Annotated in this window: 13 protein-coding genes; 6 read left to right on the plus strand and 7 right to left on the minus strand. The window is 41.0% G+C overall.

Annotation, left to right across the window (positions count from 1 at the left end):
• Window positions 1–22 precede the first annotated feature (22 nt).
• Window positions 23–1,648: a M28 family metallopeptidase gene (locus tag LPA49_RS03890; RefSeq protein ID WP_065979956.1), complete on the minus strand. Its 1,626-nt coding sequence runs from the start codon at window positions 1,646–1,648 to the stop codon at window positions 23–25.
• 111 nt (window positions 1,649–1,759) lie between these two features.
• Between LPA49_RS03890 and LPA49_RS03895 the strand changes: the two genes are divergently transcribed.
• The 4 genes from LPA49_RS03895 to LPA49_RS03910 all read left to right on the plus strand — a co-directional run bounded on the left by LPA49_RS03895 (window position 1,760) and on the right by LPA49_RS03910 (window position 7,769).
• Window positions 1,760–2,572: a DUF3025 domain-containing protein gene (locus LPA49_RS03895; RefSeq protein WP_036968279.1), complete on the plus strand. Its 813-nt coding sequence runs from the start codon at window positions 1,760–1,762 to the stop codon at window positions 2,570–2,572.
• Window positions 2,569–3,357, plus strand: coding sequence for an ABC transporter ATP-binding protein (locus LPA49_RS03900; protein ID WP_230235616.1), 789 nt, complete (start codon window positions 2,569–2,571; stop codon window positions 3,355–3,357). The genes LPA49_RS03895 and LPA49_RS03900 overlap by 4 nt, the downstream gene beginning before the upstream one ends.
• Window positions 3,350–4,558, plus strand: a complete 1,209-nt coding sequence (locus LPA49_RS03905; RefSeq protein WP_065979954.1) for an ABC transporter permease — start codon at window positions 3,350–3,352, stop codon at window positions 4,556–4,558. The genes LPA49_RS03900 and LPA49_RS03905 overlap by 8 nt, the downstream gene beginning before the upstream one ends.
• A gap of 172 nt (window positions 4,559–4,730) precedes the next feature.
• Window positions 4,731–7,769 (plus strand): ATP-binding protein, encoded by a 3,039-nt coding sequence (locus tag LPA49_RS03910; RefSeq protein ID WP_180310847.1) that lies wholly within the window; start codon window positions 4,731–4,733, stop codon window positions 7,767–7,769.
• A gap of 5 nt (window positions 7,770–7,774) precedes the next feature.
• Here the strand turns inward: LPA49_RS03910 and LPA49_RS03915 are convergent, their stop codons facing one another.
• From LPA49_RS03915 to LPA49_RS03940, 6 genes are all read right to left on the minus strand, one after another.
• Window positions 7,775–8,608, minus strand: a complete 834-nt coding sequence (locus tag LPA49_RS03915) for a UDP-2,3-diacylglucosamine diphosphatase (RefSeq protein WP_180310846.1) — start codon at window positions 8,606–8,608, stop codon at window positions 7,775–7,777.
• A gap of 144 nt (window positions 8,609–8,752) precedes the next feature.
• Window positions 8,753–10,477 (minus strand): proline--tRNA ligase, encoded by a 1,725-nt coding sequence (locus LPA49_RS03920; protein ID WP_180310845.1) that lies wholly within the window; start codon window positions 10,475–10,477, stop codon window positions 8,753–8,755.
• Window positions 10,478–10,590: 113 nt separating this feature from the next.
• Window positions 10,591–11,295 carry a tRNA (N6-threonylcarbamoyladenosine(37)-N6)-methyltransferase TrmO gene (tsaA, locus tag LPA49_RS03925; RefSeq protein WP_036968295.1) on the minus strand — a complete coding sequence of 235 codons (705 nt, stop codon included), beginning with the start codon at window positions 11,293–11,295 and terminating at the stop codon, window positions 10,591–10,593.
• Between the two features lie 98 nt (window positions 11,296–11,393).
• Entirely contained in the window at window positions 11,394–11,966 is a 573-nt protein-coding gene (locus tag LPA49_RS03930) for an outer membrane beta-barrel protein (RefSeq protein WP_036968298.1), read from the minus strand.
• Window positions 11,967–12,173: 207 nt separating this feature from the next.
• Window positions 12,174–12,638: an acyl-CoA thioesterase gene (locus LPA49_RS03935; protein WP_036968300.1), complete on the minus strand. Its 465-nt coding sequence runs from the start codon at window positions 12,636–12,638 to the stop codon at window positions 12,174–12,176.
• Between the two features lie 367 nt (window positions 12,639–13,005).
• On the minus strand, window positions 13,006–14,652 hold the full coding sequence (locus LPA49_RS03940) for an electron transfer flavoprotein-ubiquinone oxidoreductase (protein WP_180310844.1): 1,647 nt from the start codon (window positions 14,650–14,652) through the stop codon (window positions 13,006–13,008).
• Window positions 14,653–14,846: 194 nt separating this feature from the next.
• Here LPA49_RS03940 and LPA49_RS03945 point away from each other — a divergent pair, with 194 nt between their 5' ends.
• Window positions 14,847–15,596 carry an electron transfer flavoprotein subunit beta/FixA family protein gene (locus LPA49_RS03945; RefSeq protein WP_036968304.1) on the plus strand — a complete coding sequence of 250 codons (750 nt, stop codon included), beginning with the start codon at window positions 14,847–14,849 and terminating at the stop codon, window positions 15,594–15,596.
• Window positions 15,597–16,523 carry an electron transfer flavoprotein subunit alpha/FixB family protein gene (locus tag LPA49_RS03950; RefSeq protein ID WP_180310843.1) on the plus strand — a complete coding sequence of 309 codons (927 nt, stop codon included), beginning with the start codon at window positions 15,597–15,599 and terminating at the stop codon, window positions 16,521–16,523.
• The last annotated feature ends 164 nt before the right edge of the window (window positions 16,524–16,687 follow it).

A 16,687-nucleotide genomic window follows, 5' to 3' on the forward strand; every position in this document is an offset into this window, starting at 1 on the left:
TGAAAATCAATATCATTTGCATCTATTTGCGTTGGAATTCTGAGCTCTCATTCCATTTAGGCCATTCTTCACGCTCAGAGATATCAAAACCAACTTGATAGAATAACTGAAGGTCTTGAACTGCGCCCGAAAGATCCCATTCATCACGGTAACGATCGCAAGGTTGATGATAACAACCACGAAGCACTAAACTCATGCGCTTGCGGTAAGAGGCCGTTTCTTCATCAAAAGCAACACTTCCACCGCCTGCATACATTGCAGGCACGCCCATGTTTGCAAATGCAAAATGATCTGAGCGGTAGTAGCCACCTGATGAAGGTTTAGGATCGCCCGAAACAGTTCTATCTTGTGCCTTAGCTGCCGTTTCTAATAACGTGTCCATTTCTGACTTACCAATACCAACAACACTGATATCTTTTACTTTACCGAGCAAGTTCAAGCTATCCATATTAATGTTGGCAACAGTATTTTTAGCAGGAATAACGGGGTTAGCAGCGTAATACTTAGAGCCAAGTAAGCCTTGCTCTTCAGCGGTAACAGCTAAAAAGGTCATTGAGCGGCTAGGGTGCTTCGGTAAACTTGTAAATGCTTCAGCAACCTCAATTAAACCCGCAGTGCCTGTCGCATTATCGTGTGCACCGTTATAAATCTGATCACCTTTACGGGTTTTATCAGTGCCTAAGTGATCCCAGTGAGCTGAGTATATAACATGCTCGTCTGGTTTTTCGCTACCAGGCAAAGTCGCAATGAAGTTATATGAAATTGACTTTTTAATCGTATTATTTACAGTTACGCTCGCGGTTAAATCGCCCATATCAACATGGTATGCACCTTTTGCTGCGTTGGCTTTCATGGTATCGAAGTCTAAGCCTGCTTTTGTGAAAAGCTCTTTAGCGACATCTGTCGTTACCCAACCTTCAACCGCAACACGGTCCATATTGTTGTTTTCTTTTTGAAAACCAAACTGTTCGCCACTCCATGAGTTTTCAACCACAGACCAAGGATAAGAGGCCGGTGCGGTTTCGTGAATAATAATTGCACCTGCGGCACCTTGGCGGCTCGCTTCTTCATATTTATACGTCCAACGACCATAATAGGTCATCGCATCGCCGGTAAATAGCGCCGGATCTTTTGTAGCAAAACCAGGGTCGTTGACCAGCATAACCACTGTTTTACCTTCAACGTCTAAGCCTTCGTAGTCGTTCCAGTTATATTCAGGGGCGTTAACACCGTAACCAACAAACACGAGTTCAGAATCTTTGATGCTTTGTTGTGCGCTGATACGGCTACTGCCCATGACCATGTCTTTTTTATACTCATAATCTTTACCACCGATAGTAAGGACCATGTTAGGGTCGGCTTCAAGGGATACCAGAGGCACTTCTTGTAAGAAGCTATCACCATTACCTGGTTGGTAACCAAGCGCTTTGAATTGCTCTGTTAGGTAAGCAAGGGTTAATTCTTCACCTTTTGATGAAGGTGCACGACCACCAAACTCATCTGAAGCAAGCACTTTAATATGCTCAGCTAATTGTGCTGAATTAATGCTTTGATAGGCTTTTTCTACATCATCAGAAGTAATACTTGTTGAAGCACAGCCTGCAAGAATAGCGCTTGCGAGTACTGTCATTGGAAAATAGCGTTTCATAATAGCTCTTTTTTTGTTTTAAGATGGCAATAGTATATGAGGTTCTATTAATGAGAACCAGTTTTTACGGTAAACTAGCGTAAAGCTTCAAGAAGTTAAATGTAATAGCCCATGAAACGATTTACACCGCCAGAGCAGTGGTCAACACAGTATTTAACCACCGGCGCATTTGCCGACTTAGCCGATTTATTCAAAATTCATGAATTGACTGATTGGCCGAGTTGCCAATGGTTTTCACAATTTTTAAATGCCACAACGTCGCAAGGCCAAGCTATTCGCTTTGTTGAAGACGAGCAGTTTGCTGATGAAAGCCGTTACTATGAACAAATTATATTCGAAACGGGCCACGTGCCGACGCGGCAACAGAATTGGCACGATCTCTTTGGTGGGTTTATTTGGTGTTTGTTTCCAAAAACAAAGTCACTGATAAACCATCAACATATTGAAGAAATTAAACTACATGGTCTAAAAGAGCGAAGTAAACACCGAAACGCCCTAACATTGTTTGATGAATGTGGTGTTGTGCTTGCAATTACACACACGCAATGGCAACAACAATTGCGTGATCATCAATGGGAACATGCATTTGTTGATAAGCGCGAAGAATGGGGGCGCACTATTCGTCCTTATATGTTTGGTCATGCAAATTATGAAATGCTCACTCAACCTTATATAGGTTTGACAGGCAAGGCGTTGTTTATCGTTGTTCCTGATGACATATTTTGTAAAGATTTAAGCAGTCAATATGCATATCTAGATCAACGCCTTTATGAGATGATTAAGTTTGATGATTGTTTGCGTGATAATAAAAACTTATCGCCACTCCCTTTGTTAGGTGTGCCAGGGTGGTGGACCGACAATGAAAATCCAGAATTTTACAGTAATACAGATTACTTTAGACCGAAACGAAGGAAACGAACATGATTGAAGTAGCAGGGCTTAAAAAGAAATTTAAGCTGACGAAAGATCATAAAAAAAACAACACGGATAAAATCGATCCCCGTGAAGATAAGCAATTTTTTCACTCTGTAAGAGATGTCAGTTTTCACTGCGATAAAGGTGAAGTATTGGGTTTACTTGGTCCAAATGGTGCGGGTAAAACAACGACACTTAGAATGATTTCTACCGCATTGAAACCAGATGAGGGCAGCATTACTATCTCTGGTCACGATATTGTTAAAAAGCCATTGATTGGACGAAAATCAATTGGCTTTTTATCAGGCAGCACTGGGTTGTATGGGCGATTAACCGTCAAAGAAAATGTAGAATACTTTGCACGCCTGCATGGTATGCATAAGAAACTGATTGCATCACGTTGTGACGAATTGTTTACTTTACTTGATATGCACAGTTTTATTGATAAACGCGCCGAAAACCTTTCTACAGGTATGAAACAAAAAGCCAATATAGCGCGTGCAGTGATCCACCAGCCAGACGTCGTCATACTTGACGAGCCAACCACTGGCCTTGATATTATGACCACACAAACCGTTATTAACTTTATTAAAGGCCTGAAAGAGCAGGGCACACCGGTTATTTTTTCAACGCATCATTTAGATGAAGTCGCCTTGTTATGTGACCGTGTCGCAGTTATTAATCAAGGGCTTAGCTGCTTTGATGGCACGTTAGATGAATTTAAACAAACAGGACAAAGTCACGTGCTGAACCAAGCGTTTATGAATATTTTAACGGAGAGTCGTGATGTTTGAAGTATTTAAAAAGGAATTAAAAGAGCTATTACGCGACCGTAAAACACTCATATTTGTGGTTGCGCTACCTGTTGCTATTTTTCCATTGTTATTTGCAATTATGGCCTTTATTAGCTCGCAGGCTGCGTTAGAGGCTGAGCAAGAAGTGCATACCTACGCCATTATTAATGGTCAATACGCACAAGAGTTTACAGACAAAGTTTTTTATCATAAAAGCTTTTCACAGTATAAAGGCGAAGAAACGTTCAATTCAGTTGAAGATTTAACAAATGCAGTTAAAGCTGGCACGATTGACATGGGGATATACTTACCCTCAGATGCCAAACAAACGTTAGATAATGCCAAACAGAGTGAATGGCAAGTCGTGTATAACGATGCAAAAGCGATTAACTTTTTGTTTGACCGTGTAAAAGAACTTGCCAAAGAGTATGGCGATAAACTGCGTACTACCAAGCTGTTAAGTTTTGGTGTATCAGAGCAGCAACAGGCTGCGATTATCGAGCCTATAAAAGTCGTGAAAGTGGATACGGCTGATAAACGTGAAAATCTGGGTGAAAAAATTGGCGGGTTTATTCCTTATTTATTGATCCCACTGGTTTTAATGGGCGCAACCTACCCAGCGATTGATTTAGGTGCGGGAGAAAAAGAGCGCGGTACGCTGGAAACTCTTTTACTTACGCCAATCACACGTACGCAGCTGGTTCTTGGTAAATTTATTACATTACTCGCTTCATCTATCGCAACAACGACGATTACGGTACTCAGTATGGGAATTTGGGTGTCTGTTGCTATCGCATTTGTTGATTTAGCCGTTGTTAAAACAGCATTTAGCTCATTAACTGTGTTTGATTTGGGATTGATTTTTATATTACTCGTTCCAATTGCGGCCATTTTTTCATCGCTTGCGCTCGCGATTTCTATTTACGCACGTACCTTTAAAGAAGCACAAAACTACATGGCACCGCTGAGTATTGGGGTTATTTTCCCGATTATGATTGCGCTAATGCCTAACGTAGAGCTCACCAGCAAAACGGCGTTTATTCCGGTAACGAATGTTGCCTTAGCGATTAAAGAGATTATTAAAGGCACTGTTGATTACACCCTCGTTGGGCTCATTTTCTTAGCCACCGTTATTGTGGCGGGGGCGTTATTGGCTTTCTGCGTTAAGTGGTTTAATAAAGAAGATGTGCTATTTAGATAGTCAATAAGTCAGTTATTTATACGATTAAAAGCACCGTTTTGGTGCTTTTTTCGTTTCTAGCGAACGCTGCTGTAGGTAGTCATAATTAATTATAATTTTTTATCTTTCCCCCATCTTTATCATGAAATTCTCCTATACTATTTACAAGGTGGTAAATAAGGCTTTTTGTTCAATGGATTCTGAAAAATTATCGCGTTTAATAGTGCTACACAAGTTACCTATATTTGCATTTATTGTCCTTGTCATAATGGCGTGCTTAGCAACCGTAAAATATGAAATTGATACGCGTGAAGATGTCTACAAACGAACTTATGAGCAAATGCAGCGAGAGCTTTCAGCAAAAAAGTCGACCTTTACTACGACGTTAAGAGAGAATATTTCAGCTTTAAACTTCCTTGATGCAACCCCGCCGATCATGGCGATTATGCGGGCCACAAATGAAAATAATATCGACCCTGTGTTAGGCACGCCCATTTCAGCCTGGAAAGACCGCTTAGCTAAAATATTTAGCGGGTTTATGGCAACCGACAAAGATTTAGCGCAAGCACGCTACATATATGTCGCTGATAACGGCAAAGAGGTTGTACGTGTAGACAACATAAACGGCAAAGTCAGCCGTATTGCTGAGCAAAATTTACAGCACAAAGGTCAGCGTGATTACATGCAAATCACCCGTCAATTAACTAATGGCCATATTTATGTGTCACCTATTAATTACAATCGTGAAAACGGTGCACTTCAAGTTCCTTATGTAAGCACGTACCGAGTCTCTAAGCTGATTAAAGATGCCAATGGTGACCCTTTCGCGGTGTTAATCATTAACTATTATGCAGACGATTTAATTCAAGGCTTAATAGAAGGAACCCCGCGAAAATTTAATGTTTTTCTTTTAAATGCAAAACAACAATTTATCTATCATCCAAATGAAGCATACCGTTTTAGTTTTGAAAAAGGCGATGCGCATTTTTGGTACGAAGAATTTAATAGTAATCATGATATGGCGCACGTTGATCTCTTTGACGTGGTGAACTTACCTGACAGGCTTTTTTTGAAAGAGGAGATAGCGTTTCAAAATGGTATTCAAATGGAGCCGTTAACGATAGCAGTGGCAATTGATACTGAAAACTTACTGTATGAAATAAAGCAAAAGCGCTACAGATTTATAGCCATGCTCTGTTTAATCATTGTAGCAGTCGTTATCTTGTTCATTATTTACCAGCGAGATATTAATCGTAAACTCGAGCTAAGCTTTCTTAAGGAGAAGAATAGCAAAATAATCGAAAGCTCATCCGATGCCATTATTATGATAAAAGCAAACGGTGTTATCGATAATGCGAATAAAACAGCGAAAGAGTTTTTTGGAATTGAAGAGCAACACACCCAATTTGATGAATTATTTAACTACAATGACGAAGATTTTCAGGGCATTGCTCAGGCACTTAAAGAAGGAAAACGGTGCTCATTCGAAGCGGTACATATTGCCGATGAAAATACCCACTACTTTTCGATTACCATGGCTCCTATTTTTGATGCGGCTAATCAAGAATTTCAAATAGCGGCAATATTACGCAATATTGATTCGCTGAAATGTGCTCAACATCAGCTTGAAAAGCTCAATGGTTCACTGGAAGAAAAAGTAAAGATGCGCACAGCCGAGCTTGAAGAAGCAACCGAAAAAGCATTAGCGGCAAGTAAAGCTAAAAGTCAGTTTGTTGCCAATATTTCCCATGAAATTCGGACCCCGATGAATGGTGTACTCGGTATGCTAGAAATGCTTGAAGAAGAACTGCTTACCCCACAGCAAAAAAAATATTTACATTACGCGAATAGTAGCGCTAATTCTTTAATGACGCTGATAAACGATATTCTTGATTTTTCGAAAATCGAGGCAGGCAAACTCGATTTAGACTGTCACGAATTTGATCTGGTATCTGTGTGCAGTGATTTAGTGACATCGATGGCAGTGCAAGGACAGAAAAAAGGCATTGAAGTACTTTTTGATTGCAGTGGCATTACACGAAGAACGGTTATGGGTGACAGTCATCGACTAAAACAAATCTTAAATAACCTGTTAAGTAACGCCTTTAAATTTACCCACCAAGGGCATGTTAGCCTAACAGTTACACAGCTGTCTGTTGAGAAAAATAAGCTAATGTTGAATTTTTCGGTGTGTGATACTGGGATTGGAATTTCAAAAGAGAATCAAGATAAGCTTTTTGAGGTGTTTACCCAAGAAGACTCGAGTACAACGCGTCATTACGGTGGAAGCGGCCTTGGTTTGTCAATCAGTCGCAAGTTATCGCAACTTATGGGCGGTGATATCATAGTAGAAAGCGAAAAAGGGAAGGGCAGCTGTTTTATCGCAAGTGTTTGTGTCGCACCTTCAGACATATCCATACAACACAGTGTTATTGCAGCATTACCTGAAAAACGGATGGGTATCGCGGTGCAGTACGATAAATTGGCAACCAACCTTGAAAAACAACTTACTATGCTATCAGAGCCTGCACCCAAACAGCTACTTAGGTTAAATAACGTGACAGAGGCAGAACTTAAGTTACTTGATTTAGTGATTGTTGAGCACAAACATCCCTTATTCGAGCTAGTGTTGAATTGGGCGAGAAATCATCTGCAAAAACATGCACTCATCTTAGGGGTTATGTCATCACTTGCCAAAAAATATGACTTACCAGCTAATGTAATGGTGATTGCAAAACCCATTACGCCTGATGAATTAAGCTATCGATTAGCGCTATTATTGAATAATAGTCAGCAGTTTGTTGAGCATGTTAAAAGCACAGATAAAGAGCAAGTTAGAATTGATTTGAGCGATAAACATATTCTTATCGTTGATGATAATTTAATTAATATTGAAGTGAGTAAAGCCATCCTTCGCGACAGCAATGTAACTATTGAATCAGCCAATGATGGCTTTGAAGCATTAGAACTTTTGAAAAATAGTAAGACAATATTCGATTTGATTTTAATGGACTGTCAAATGCCCAACTTAAATGGTTATGACTGCACAAAGGAAATCAGACAAGGTAAAGCAGGCGATGCTTATCAAGATGTGATCATCATTGCTATGACAGCCAGTGCCATGGCTGGCGACAGAGAAAAGTGTTTAAGTGTTGGCATGAACGATTACATTACAAAACCCATTAAGCAAGCCACATTACGCAATAAATTGTCGATGTGGCTCAAAGGTTAAACAGCTTATGCCGCATCTTGGCTTTTGTCGAAGGCGGGGGTTGGGTTTAGTTTGCTGATATCTGCAGAGTGAATGACTTTTTGTGTTTCGCTCCAATGTAGTAGCTCGATTTTCCCGCAACTGTTTTCAACAAGCGCTGTGCAGTTTTCTATCCAATCTCCGTCATTGCAATACACAATATGATCGACAATTTTCACCGCAGGGTGATGAATATGACCACATATAATGCCATCAACGCCTTGTTTTTTTGCTTCATGAATTGCTGCATTTTCAAAGGCTTCAATTGCTGCACGCGCTTTGTGTACGCGTGCTTTGACCCACGAAGCAAGTGACCAGTAATTCCCTCCAAATAAACGTCTAATTCGGTTTGTCCAGCGGTTTAAAAAGAGTAAAAAATCATATCCAGCATCACCCGCTATGCTAATTAGCTTGTTGTAACGGGTTGCTGAATCAAAGTCATCACCGTGCAAAAGTAAAAAACGTTTATTCGCCTTCGTGGTGTGTATATATTTTTTATGAACTTCTATACCAAATAATGACTCGTTGGCGTAATGACGAAAAGTTTCATCATGGTTTCCTGGTATGTAAATAACACGCGTACCGTCTTTGGCTTTTTTTTGAATAAGCGCAAGTACATCATAGTGACTTGGGTGCCAGAAAAACTGCCGTTTCATTGACCATAAATCAACTATATCGCCAACAAGGTAAAGTACATCACATTCGATAGAATTTAAAAAGTTTAATAAATACTGAGCTTGGCAGTCTTTGTAACCTAAGTGAACGTCGGAAATCCAAACGGCAGGATAGTGAGTTTTATTACTGCTAGTCGTGTTATTCATGGCATTTACTCATGGTGTAATAAGCTAAATGCTAGGGATAGAAGGTGACATTAAAAAGACGGTTTAGCGAAACATCTATGACAAAGTGCTCATGATCAAAAAAACCGCCGAAGCGGTTTTTTTAACTGAGATAGCGTAAAAGGTTTAGCCTTTTACTAATGCCGCAATTTCAGCGATTGCAGTGTCTAAATCAAGCATGAGCTTTTCACCCGTACGACGGTTTTTAAGCTCAACTTTATTCTCATCTAGGTTTCGTTCACCAATGACCAGTGTGTAAGGCACACCGAGTAATTCCATGTCGTTGAACATAACACCTGGACGCTCTTTACGGTCATCAAATAACACATCGATACCTTGCGCTTTTAGACCGTCATATAAGTTGTTTGCAATATCAGGAATACGATGAGATTTATGCATGTTCATAGGAACGATGGCTAAATCAAACGGTGCAATAGGTTGTGGCCATTTAATACCGTATTCATCATTATTTTGTTCAATGGCTGCGGCAACGATACGCGATACACCAATACCATAACAACCCATTGTCATGATCTGATTTTTACCTGACTCGCTTAATACACCTGCTTTCATTGCTTCAGAGTATTTAGTACCCAGTTGGAAGATATGACCAACCTCAATACCGCGCTTAATTTGTAACGTACCTTGGCCACATGGGCTAGGATCGCCTTCAACAATATTACGAATATCGGCAACTTCATAGTTTTCAACATCGCGGTCCCAATTAATGCCGCTAAAGTGCTCGCCATCTTTGTTTGCACCGGCAACAAAGTCAGCCATTACATTGGCAGTGCGGTCTACAATAATAGGCATGTTTAGACCAACAGGGCCTAGTGAGCCTGGTTTCGCGCCAATGGCCGCAACGATGTCTTCTTCTTTAGCCATTTCAAGAGGTGAATCAACAAGCGGGTGTTTCTCTGCTTTTAGTTCATTTAATTCATGATCACCACGTACGATAAGAGCCACTAAACCACGTTGTTCGTTTTCATCAGGTGCGCCATACACAATCAGTGTTTTAACGCCACGATGAGGTTTAACCCCGTAATGCTCTTTTAGCTCAGCAATTGTTTTTGCATCTGGCGTAGGGAATACCTTAAGCTCTTTTGTCGCTGCTGGACGTGCATCTGTTGGTGCAAGCGCTTCAGCTTTTTCGATATTTGCTGCGTAATCACTTGCATCACTGAATGCAATGGCATCTTCACCAGATTCAGCCAGTACATGAAACTCATGCGACACGCTACCACCAATAGAGCCGGTATCAGCAATAACTGGACGGTAATCAAGACCCAGACGCTCAAAGATATTGCAGTATGCTGTGTGCATTACTTGGTATGTTTTTTCTAAACACTCGTCACTTAAATGGAAAGAATACGCATCTTTCATGGTGAATTCGCGTGCACGCATCACACCAAAACGAGGACGCACTTCATCACGTACTTTTGTTTGTACTTGATAAAGAGTCAGTGGAAGTTGTTTATATGAGCTTACTTCTTTACGAACGAAATCAGTGATAACTTCTTCGTGCGTCGGACCAAGTGCGAATGGGCGATTGTGGCGGTCATTAATACGCAGTAATTCAGGACCAAATTGCTCCCAACGGCCCGATTCTTCCCATAAGTCAGCTGGCTGGATAATCGGCATTAGCATTTCGATTGCGCCGGCTTTATCCATTTCTTCACGTACAATGTTTTCTACTTTTTTCAGTACGCGTAAACCAGAGGGCAACCACGTGTATAAACCCGACGCAACGCGGCGGATCATGCCAGCTCGTAGCATTAATTGATGAGAAACAATCTCAGCATCAGACGGAGTTTCTTTAAGTGTTGCGAGTATATATTGACTGGTACGCATCTCTATTCCAAGTAGTGTTAAAATTATTATCGTTTACTCAAATCATTTGAGTAGTAACAAGGCGCTCAGTTTACCAGCGGAAGCGGTGACACTAAAGCGCTAAGTGTTAAAAACTAGCATTTTTCGATGCTGGTTACAGTATTATGGTCGCCAGTAACAAACCAACGAATATTAAAATCATATAATGTCATGCCGTAGCTTTGTGTTGATTCACGTTGCTTTTTGTAAGCAGGGCGTGGGTCTTGCTTTAACACATTGCTGATAAAGGCTTTTAATTCGGGATAATCGGTTTGTTTAGCGATAAAAGCAAGCGATTCTTCGCTAAATTCTACACTCATATCTGTTTCTGGGCGGGTGTCGGCAAAGCCAGCACTGGCCTCATGCATTGCATCTGAGTAAGGTAAATAGGGTTTGATGTCTAAAATAGGCGTGCCATCAAGTAAATCAATACCCGATAACAATAAGCTCAACTGGCCATTTTTGTATTCAATGCCTTCAAGTTTTACGGCACTCATACCGATTGCGTTGGGTCTAAACGTGGCACGCGTTGCAAATACACCTTTACGCTCGTTACCCCCTAAGCGAGGAGGGCGTACCATAGCTGAATAGCCTTTGTCTGCTGTTTCATGAAATCTAAATAGCAGCCAAATATGACTAAACTCATCGAGGCCACGCACAAATTCTTCACGATTGAAATCAGCTGTAAAAACGAGTTTTGCTTTTGCTTCGGGTACTAAACGTGGTTGCCGTGGTATGGCAAACTTTTGTTTATAAGGAGAATGGATATGCCCGACAGCCGTTAATTGATATTCGCTCATAATGCGTTGTAATTAGGAAAAACTGCCATCATTTTACATGCAAACACAAAAAAAGGCAGTCTGGGCTGCCTTTAAACATTTAAACTAAGTGGTCTAAATTAAAACATGTACTGAAAAGAGACCGATGCGACATCCATATCAGGGTCAATATCATCTTCAAGCTCATAACGCTCATACTCAAAACGTACTTGCATATTGGTAGTAAAAGCATACTCAATACCTGCGCCATAAAATACATCGCCGCCATCTGTATCTGCACTAATGCTGCCAAGATCACCTAAATCTTGTTCCACTTCGGCATCCCATTCAAGCCACCCGCCTTTCGCATACACTGAAAAGCTCTCAGTAATGGGGGCAGCAAGCCTCGCTGCGAGGGAAATACCATCAAGCTCTACTTTTGAATCAATGTCACTTGCTTCATCAAAGTTTTGATAGGCAAGCTCTAGGCTTAAGTACTTATTGAACTGTGTCCCTATGTAGCCTTTAAGCATTTGTGAATCATCATCGAAATCGGTGTCGTTTTCACTGTCTTCAAATTGGAAAGAGTATTGACCATAACCAATACCAGTATAAATACGAGGAGAATCCATTTCGGAAGTATCTGCATGGGCAGCATTATTAAAACCAAGTAGTGCTAAAGAAAGTGCAGAAATTGAAATTACTTTAATCATTTAATAGCTCCTTTAAAAAATAAATAAACGATGTATTCATATCGCTCGTAGGAACTACTGCACTGAATATGCCAACATATTTTATACGCTTAAAGTATTGGTTTTAACACTGTTTTAGGCTTTTTTTGCGCAGTATGATTAATCAGTGATCAGCTGTTCAGTTTCATATGCGCAACAATTTCAATCAGCTATGTAGAAGTTACTTAACTACGCTTTTTGCAGTAATGTTTCTGTTTCAATGGCAATCTCTTTCATTTTAATTGCGTAGTTTTCGATTTTCTTTTCTTCATCAGTTTCAGCTGTGTAGGTCGGTACCGCGATAGGGTAACCCGCTTCATCCATTGCTATGAAACTAATAACACAGTGATTTGTTTCGACTAAGTTTTGTGTTTTAGGGTCGCCGCAACGCACTTGAATAAAAATTTGCATACTTGTTTTACCGGTATGCGCAATACTGGCTTTAACTTCAACAATTTGTCCGACAAGAATTGGGCGCTGGAATTTAACGCCAGCAACAGACACGGTGACACAGTAGTGACCGCTCCAACCCGCTGCACAGGCATAGCCTGCTTGGTCTATCCATTTCATTACAACACCTCCGTGTACTTTACCTCCAAAGTTCACATCAGTAGGCTCAGCTAAAAAACGAAAAGTTACACTTGATGACGGCATATATCACTCACTATAAATTTAAACACGACTAAGGGGTTGCTTACCTTTCAAGGTTAAATTTGCAGCAGTCTGTGTGCGATTCAGTCAAGGCAGCGGCTATAGCGTGTGGTTATCCCCATGAATAGCCGATAACGCAGCATCAAAACCAAACAGGCGCTCCCCTTTGAGTTATGCTTAGGGGCGCTTTACTCTTTGTTGCTCGGTTTTTACTTAGCTCACTAGCTTACTAACCACGCGCCGTGATTTAAGCGTCCCAAGTTTGAACAAATCTTAATCTGCAAAGGTAAACAGATCTTAAGCATAGACTAAAAAAGGGGCCGAAGCCCCTGCAATTTAGGATAAATAGTAATTAAATGAGTAACGTGCGTTACATATTAGGGTAGTTTGGTCCACCCGCACCTTCAGGCGTGACCCAGCAAATGTTTTGACTTGGATCCTTAATATCGCAGGTTTTACAATGCACGCAGTTTTGTGAATTGATCACAAACTCTTTTTGGCCTTCGATTTCTTGAACTTCATAAACCCCTGCAGGACAATAACGTTGTGCTGGTTCGTCAAACTTCACTAAATTTACGTTAATTGGAATGCTGTTGTCTTTGAGCTTTAAGTGACAAGGCTGAGATTCTTCATGGTTCGTATTTGATAAAAACACCGACGATAATTTATCAAAGCTCAGTTTGCCATCGGGTTTGGGATAACTAATCTTTTCGGCTCTGCTTGCATCATCAAGTGTTGCATAGTCAGGTGTATTGTCTTCAAACTTGAAGGGAAGTTTCCCTGCAAAGATATTTTGGTCAAGTGTGTTGTATGCGCCACCCAAAAATTTACCTAACTTGTGCATAACAGGGCCAAAGTTGCGTGATTGATACAGCTCTTTATAGGCCCAGCTTTGCTCAAATGCGGTTGCATATTCAGCTAAATCGCTATTTTCTTTGCCTTGAGCAAGCGCCTCAACAATCACATCGGCAGCGACCATGCCTGATTTCATAGCCGTGTGATTACCTTTAATTTTAGCAAAATTCAGTGTGCCGGCATCACACCCGACAATTAAGCCACCAGGAAAATGCATTTTTGGTAAAGAGTGCAGGCCGCCTTTTGCTATCGCACGAGCGCCATACGCAATACGTTCACCGCCTTCTAATACGTCTTTAAAGATTGGGTGATGTTTCATGCGTTGAAATTCATCAAACGGACTCAGGTGCGGGTTTGAGTAATTAAGGTCGACAATTAAACCAACCACAACTTGGTTGTTCTCGCTGTGATACATAAACGCACCACCGCTTGTATCACCCGTTAGTGGCCAACCAGTACCATGAACCACAGTACCTTGTTTATGTTTGCTTTCGTCAACGTGCCAAATTTCTTTAAAGCCTAAGCCGTAGTGCTGGGGTGATGCATCTTTATCAAGCGCAAAATGATTAATAAGCTCTTTGCCTAAATGACCACGGCAACCTTCAGCAAATACTGTGTATTTTGCTCTTAATTCCATGCCCGGCATATAGCCGTCTTTTTCATTACCGTCTTTATCAAGACCCATATCGCCGGTAATAATCCCTTTCACGGTGTCGTCTTCGATAATTAAAGAGTGCGCACTAAATCCGGGGAAAATTTCTACCCCTAGATTTTCTGCTTGTTCAGCTAAAAATCGACATACATTGCCCATCGAAACAATATAGTTGCCATCATTGTGGAACGTTTTGGGGCTCGCAAAGTGGGGGATGCTGGTGGCTTTTTCACTGTTATTAAACCAATAAATGTCATCCTGAGTCACTTTTGTTGAAACAGGCGCTCCTAATGATTGCCAATCTGGGAGTAGCTCATCAAGTGCGCGTGTCTCGAATACTGCACCCGATAAAATATGCGCGCCCACCTCAGAGCCTTTCTCTACCACACAGATCATTAATTCTTGTTGTTTTTCTTGTGCTTGTTGTGCCAATCGAATAGCTGTTGATAAACCCGCTGGGCCTGCGCCTACGATAACAACATCAAATTCCATGGTTTCGCGTTCGACCATATAAACCTCTTATCAGTGACGGACCTGCATTAAAAGAACCGTATTTCATACTTGCAAATGAAACGTTACAGGCTGTGAATACTTTAAGGTTATTTTAGGTTGACGTTTACGTCAACAGGAAGTAGTCTGAAATCATAAAATAAATAAGTTGACGTAGACGTCAGCTTTAAGAACACACAATTGATGGAGTCACGATGAAAATCCTCGTTCCAATTAAAAGAGTAATTGACTATAACGTCAAAGCACGCGTTAAAGCAGATAAATCGGATGTTGATTTAGCTAATGTAAAAATGGCGATGAACCCGTTTTGTGAAATTGCAATTGAAGAAGCTATTCGTTTGAAAGAAGCAGGCACGGCAACAGAAGTTGTGGCTGTAACTATTGGTAATAAATCATCTCAAGAGCAATTACGTACAGCATTAGCACTGGGTGCAGATAAAGCGATTCATATCGAAACTGAAGAAAAACTAGAGTCGCTACACGTAGCGAAGCTATTAAGTAAGATTGTTGAGCAAGAGTCACCCGAGCTGGTTATTTTAGGCAAACAATCGATTGATTCAGACAATAATCAAACAGGTCAAATGCTCGCTGCTTTAACAGGACGTGGCCAAGGTACTTTTGCCTCTAAAGTTGATGTGCAATCAGGTACTGTGAATGTTACGCGTGAAGTAGATGGTGGTTTACAAACTGTCGCGCTTAAATTACCTGCCATTGTAACGACAGATTTACGCCTAAACGAGCCGCGTTATGCATCGTTGCCAAATATTATGAAAGCAAAGCGCAAACCGTTAGAGGTCATTGCTGCAGATAGCTTAGGTGTTGACCTTGCTCCGCGCATTCAGCTTGTTGAAGTTAATGAACCTGAAAAACGTTCAGCCGGTATTATCGTTGAAGATGTGGCGACGTTGGTTGAAAAGTTAAAAACAGAAGCGAAGGTGATCTAAATGAAAACATTAGTGATAGCTGAACACGACAACGGTGTTCTAAAGCCTGAAACACATAAAACAATGACCGCTGCTGTTAAATTAGGTTTTGACGTTGATTTATTATTAGCTGGTGAAAATCTAGCGGCTATGAGCGAAAAGGCAGCGTCGATCGCCGGTGTTAGCAATGTACTAGTCGCTGACGATACCGCTTACGCTCACCAATTAGCTGAGAATGTGGCTGATCTTGTTTTATCTCTTAGTGACAATTATTCACACATTGTGGCAAGTGCTACGACAACGGGCAAAAACTTTATGCCACGTGTTGCGGCCTTATTAGATGTTGCGCAAATCTCAGAAATTATTGATGTGATTGATGCTGACACGTTCAAGCGTCCAATTTATGCAGGTAATGCAATTGCAACCGTTAAATCACTCGATACTAAAAAAGTAATCACTGTACGTGCAAGCAGCTTTGATGTGGCCGCTGAACAAGCCCCTGTTTCTGTCTCAGCGATTGATAGTAAAGGGTCTGCGGGCTTAAGCGAGTTTGTATCACAAGAACAAACTGAATCAGAGCGTCCTGAGCTCACGGCAGCACCGGTGGTTATTTCGGGTGGCCGAGGTATGCAAAATGGTGAAAATTTTGCGTTATTAAACGGTATCGCTGACAAACTAGGTGCGGCAATTGGCGCGTCTCGTGCTGCAGTTGACGCGGGCTTTGTGCCAAATGATATGCAAGTAGGTCAAACGGGTAAAATTGTTGCCCCTGATTTATACATTGCAGTAGGTATCAGTGGGGCCATTCAGCATTTGGCGGGTATGAAAGACTCAAAAGTCATTGTTGCAATAAATAAAGACCCTGACGCACCTATTTTCCAAGTGGCTGATTATGGTTTAGTTGCTGACTTATTTGATGTATTACCCGCGCTTGAAAACGCACTGTAATACATAACGATTCTGGTTGTTAAAAGCTGTTCACCTTCTAGGTGCGCAGCTTTTTTTATACTCGTTTCTATCTGAATACGAGCAAGGCGTTATTCATGAAACTAACGCGCGACTTTTCTTTATCGAAAATCGGCATGTTACATAAACTTGCTTTGGGGCTTTAT

Origin of the sequence: Pseudoalteromonas sp. MB41, assembly GCF_020966275.1 — a bacterium.
Lineage (GTDB): Bacteria > Pseudomonadota > Gammaproteobacteria > Enterobacterales > Alteromonadaceae > Pseudoalteromonas > Pseudoalteromonas lipolytica.

Excerpts from the sequence above, each read along its gene's own strand:
- LPA49_RS03940 (WP_180310844.1), bottom strand. The coding sequence starts at position 14,652 with ATGGTCGAACGCGAAACCATGGAATTTGATGTTGTTATCGTAGGCGCA.
- LPA49_RS03915 (WP_180310846.1), bottom strand. The coding sequence starts at position 8,608 with ATGAATAACACGACTAGCAGTAATAAAACTCACTATCCTGCCGTTTGG.
- LPA49_RS03920 (WP_180310845.1), bottom strand. The coding sequence starts at position 10,477 with ATGCGTACCAGTCAATATATACTCGCAACACTTAAAGAAACTCCGTCT.
- LPA49_RS03895 (WP_036968279.1), top strand. The coding sequence starts at position 1,760 with ATGAAACGATTTACACCGCCAGAGCAGTGGTCAACACAGTATTTAACC.
- tsaA (WP_036968295.1), bottom strand. The coding sequence starts at position 11,295 with ATGAGCGAATATCAATTAACGGCTGTCGGGCATATCCATTCTCCTTAT.
- LPA49_RS03905 (WP_065979954.1), top strand. The coding sequence starts at position 3,350 with ATGTTTGAAGTATTTAAAAAGGAATTAAAAGAGCTATTACGCGACCGT.
- LPA49_RS03930 (WP_036968298.1), bottom strand. The coding sequence starts at position 11,966 with ATGATTAAAGTAATTTCAATTTCTGCACTTTCTTTAGCACTACTTGGT.
- LPA49_RS03945 (WP_036968304.1), top strand. The coding sequence starts at position 14,847 with ATGAAAATCCTCGTTCCAATTAAAAGAGTAATTGACTATAACGTCAAA.
- LPA49_RS03900 (WP_230235616.1), top strand. The coding sequence starts at position 2,569 with ATGATTGAAGTAGCAGGGCTTAAAAAGAAATTTAAGCTGACGAAAGAT.
- LPA49_RS03890 (WP_065979956.1), bottom strand. The coding sequence starts at position 1,648 with ATGAAACGCTATTTTCCAATGACAGTACTCGCAAGCGCTATTCTTGCA.
- LPA49_RS03910 (WP_180310847.1), top strand. The coding sequence starts at position 4,731 with ATGGATTCTGAAAAATTATCGCGTTTAATAGTGCTACACAAGTTACCT.
- LPA49_RS03950 (WP_180310843.1), top strand. The coding sequence starts at position 15,597 with ATGAAAACATTAGTGATAGCTGAACACGACAACGGTGTTCTAAAGCCT.
- LPA49_RS03935 (WP_036968300.1), bottom strand. The coding sequence starts at position 12,638 with ATGCCGTCATCAAGTGTAACTTTTCGTTTTTTAGCTGAGCCTACTGAT.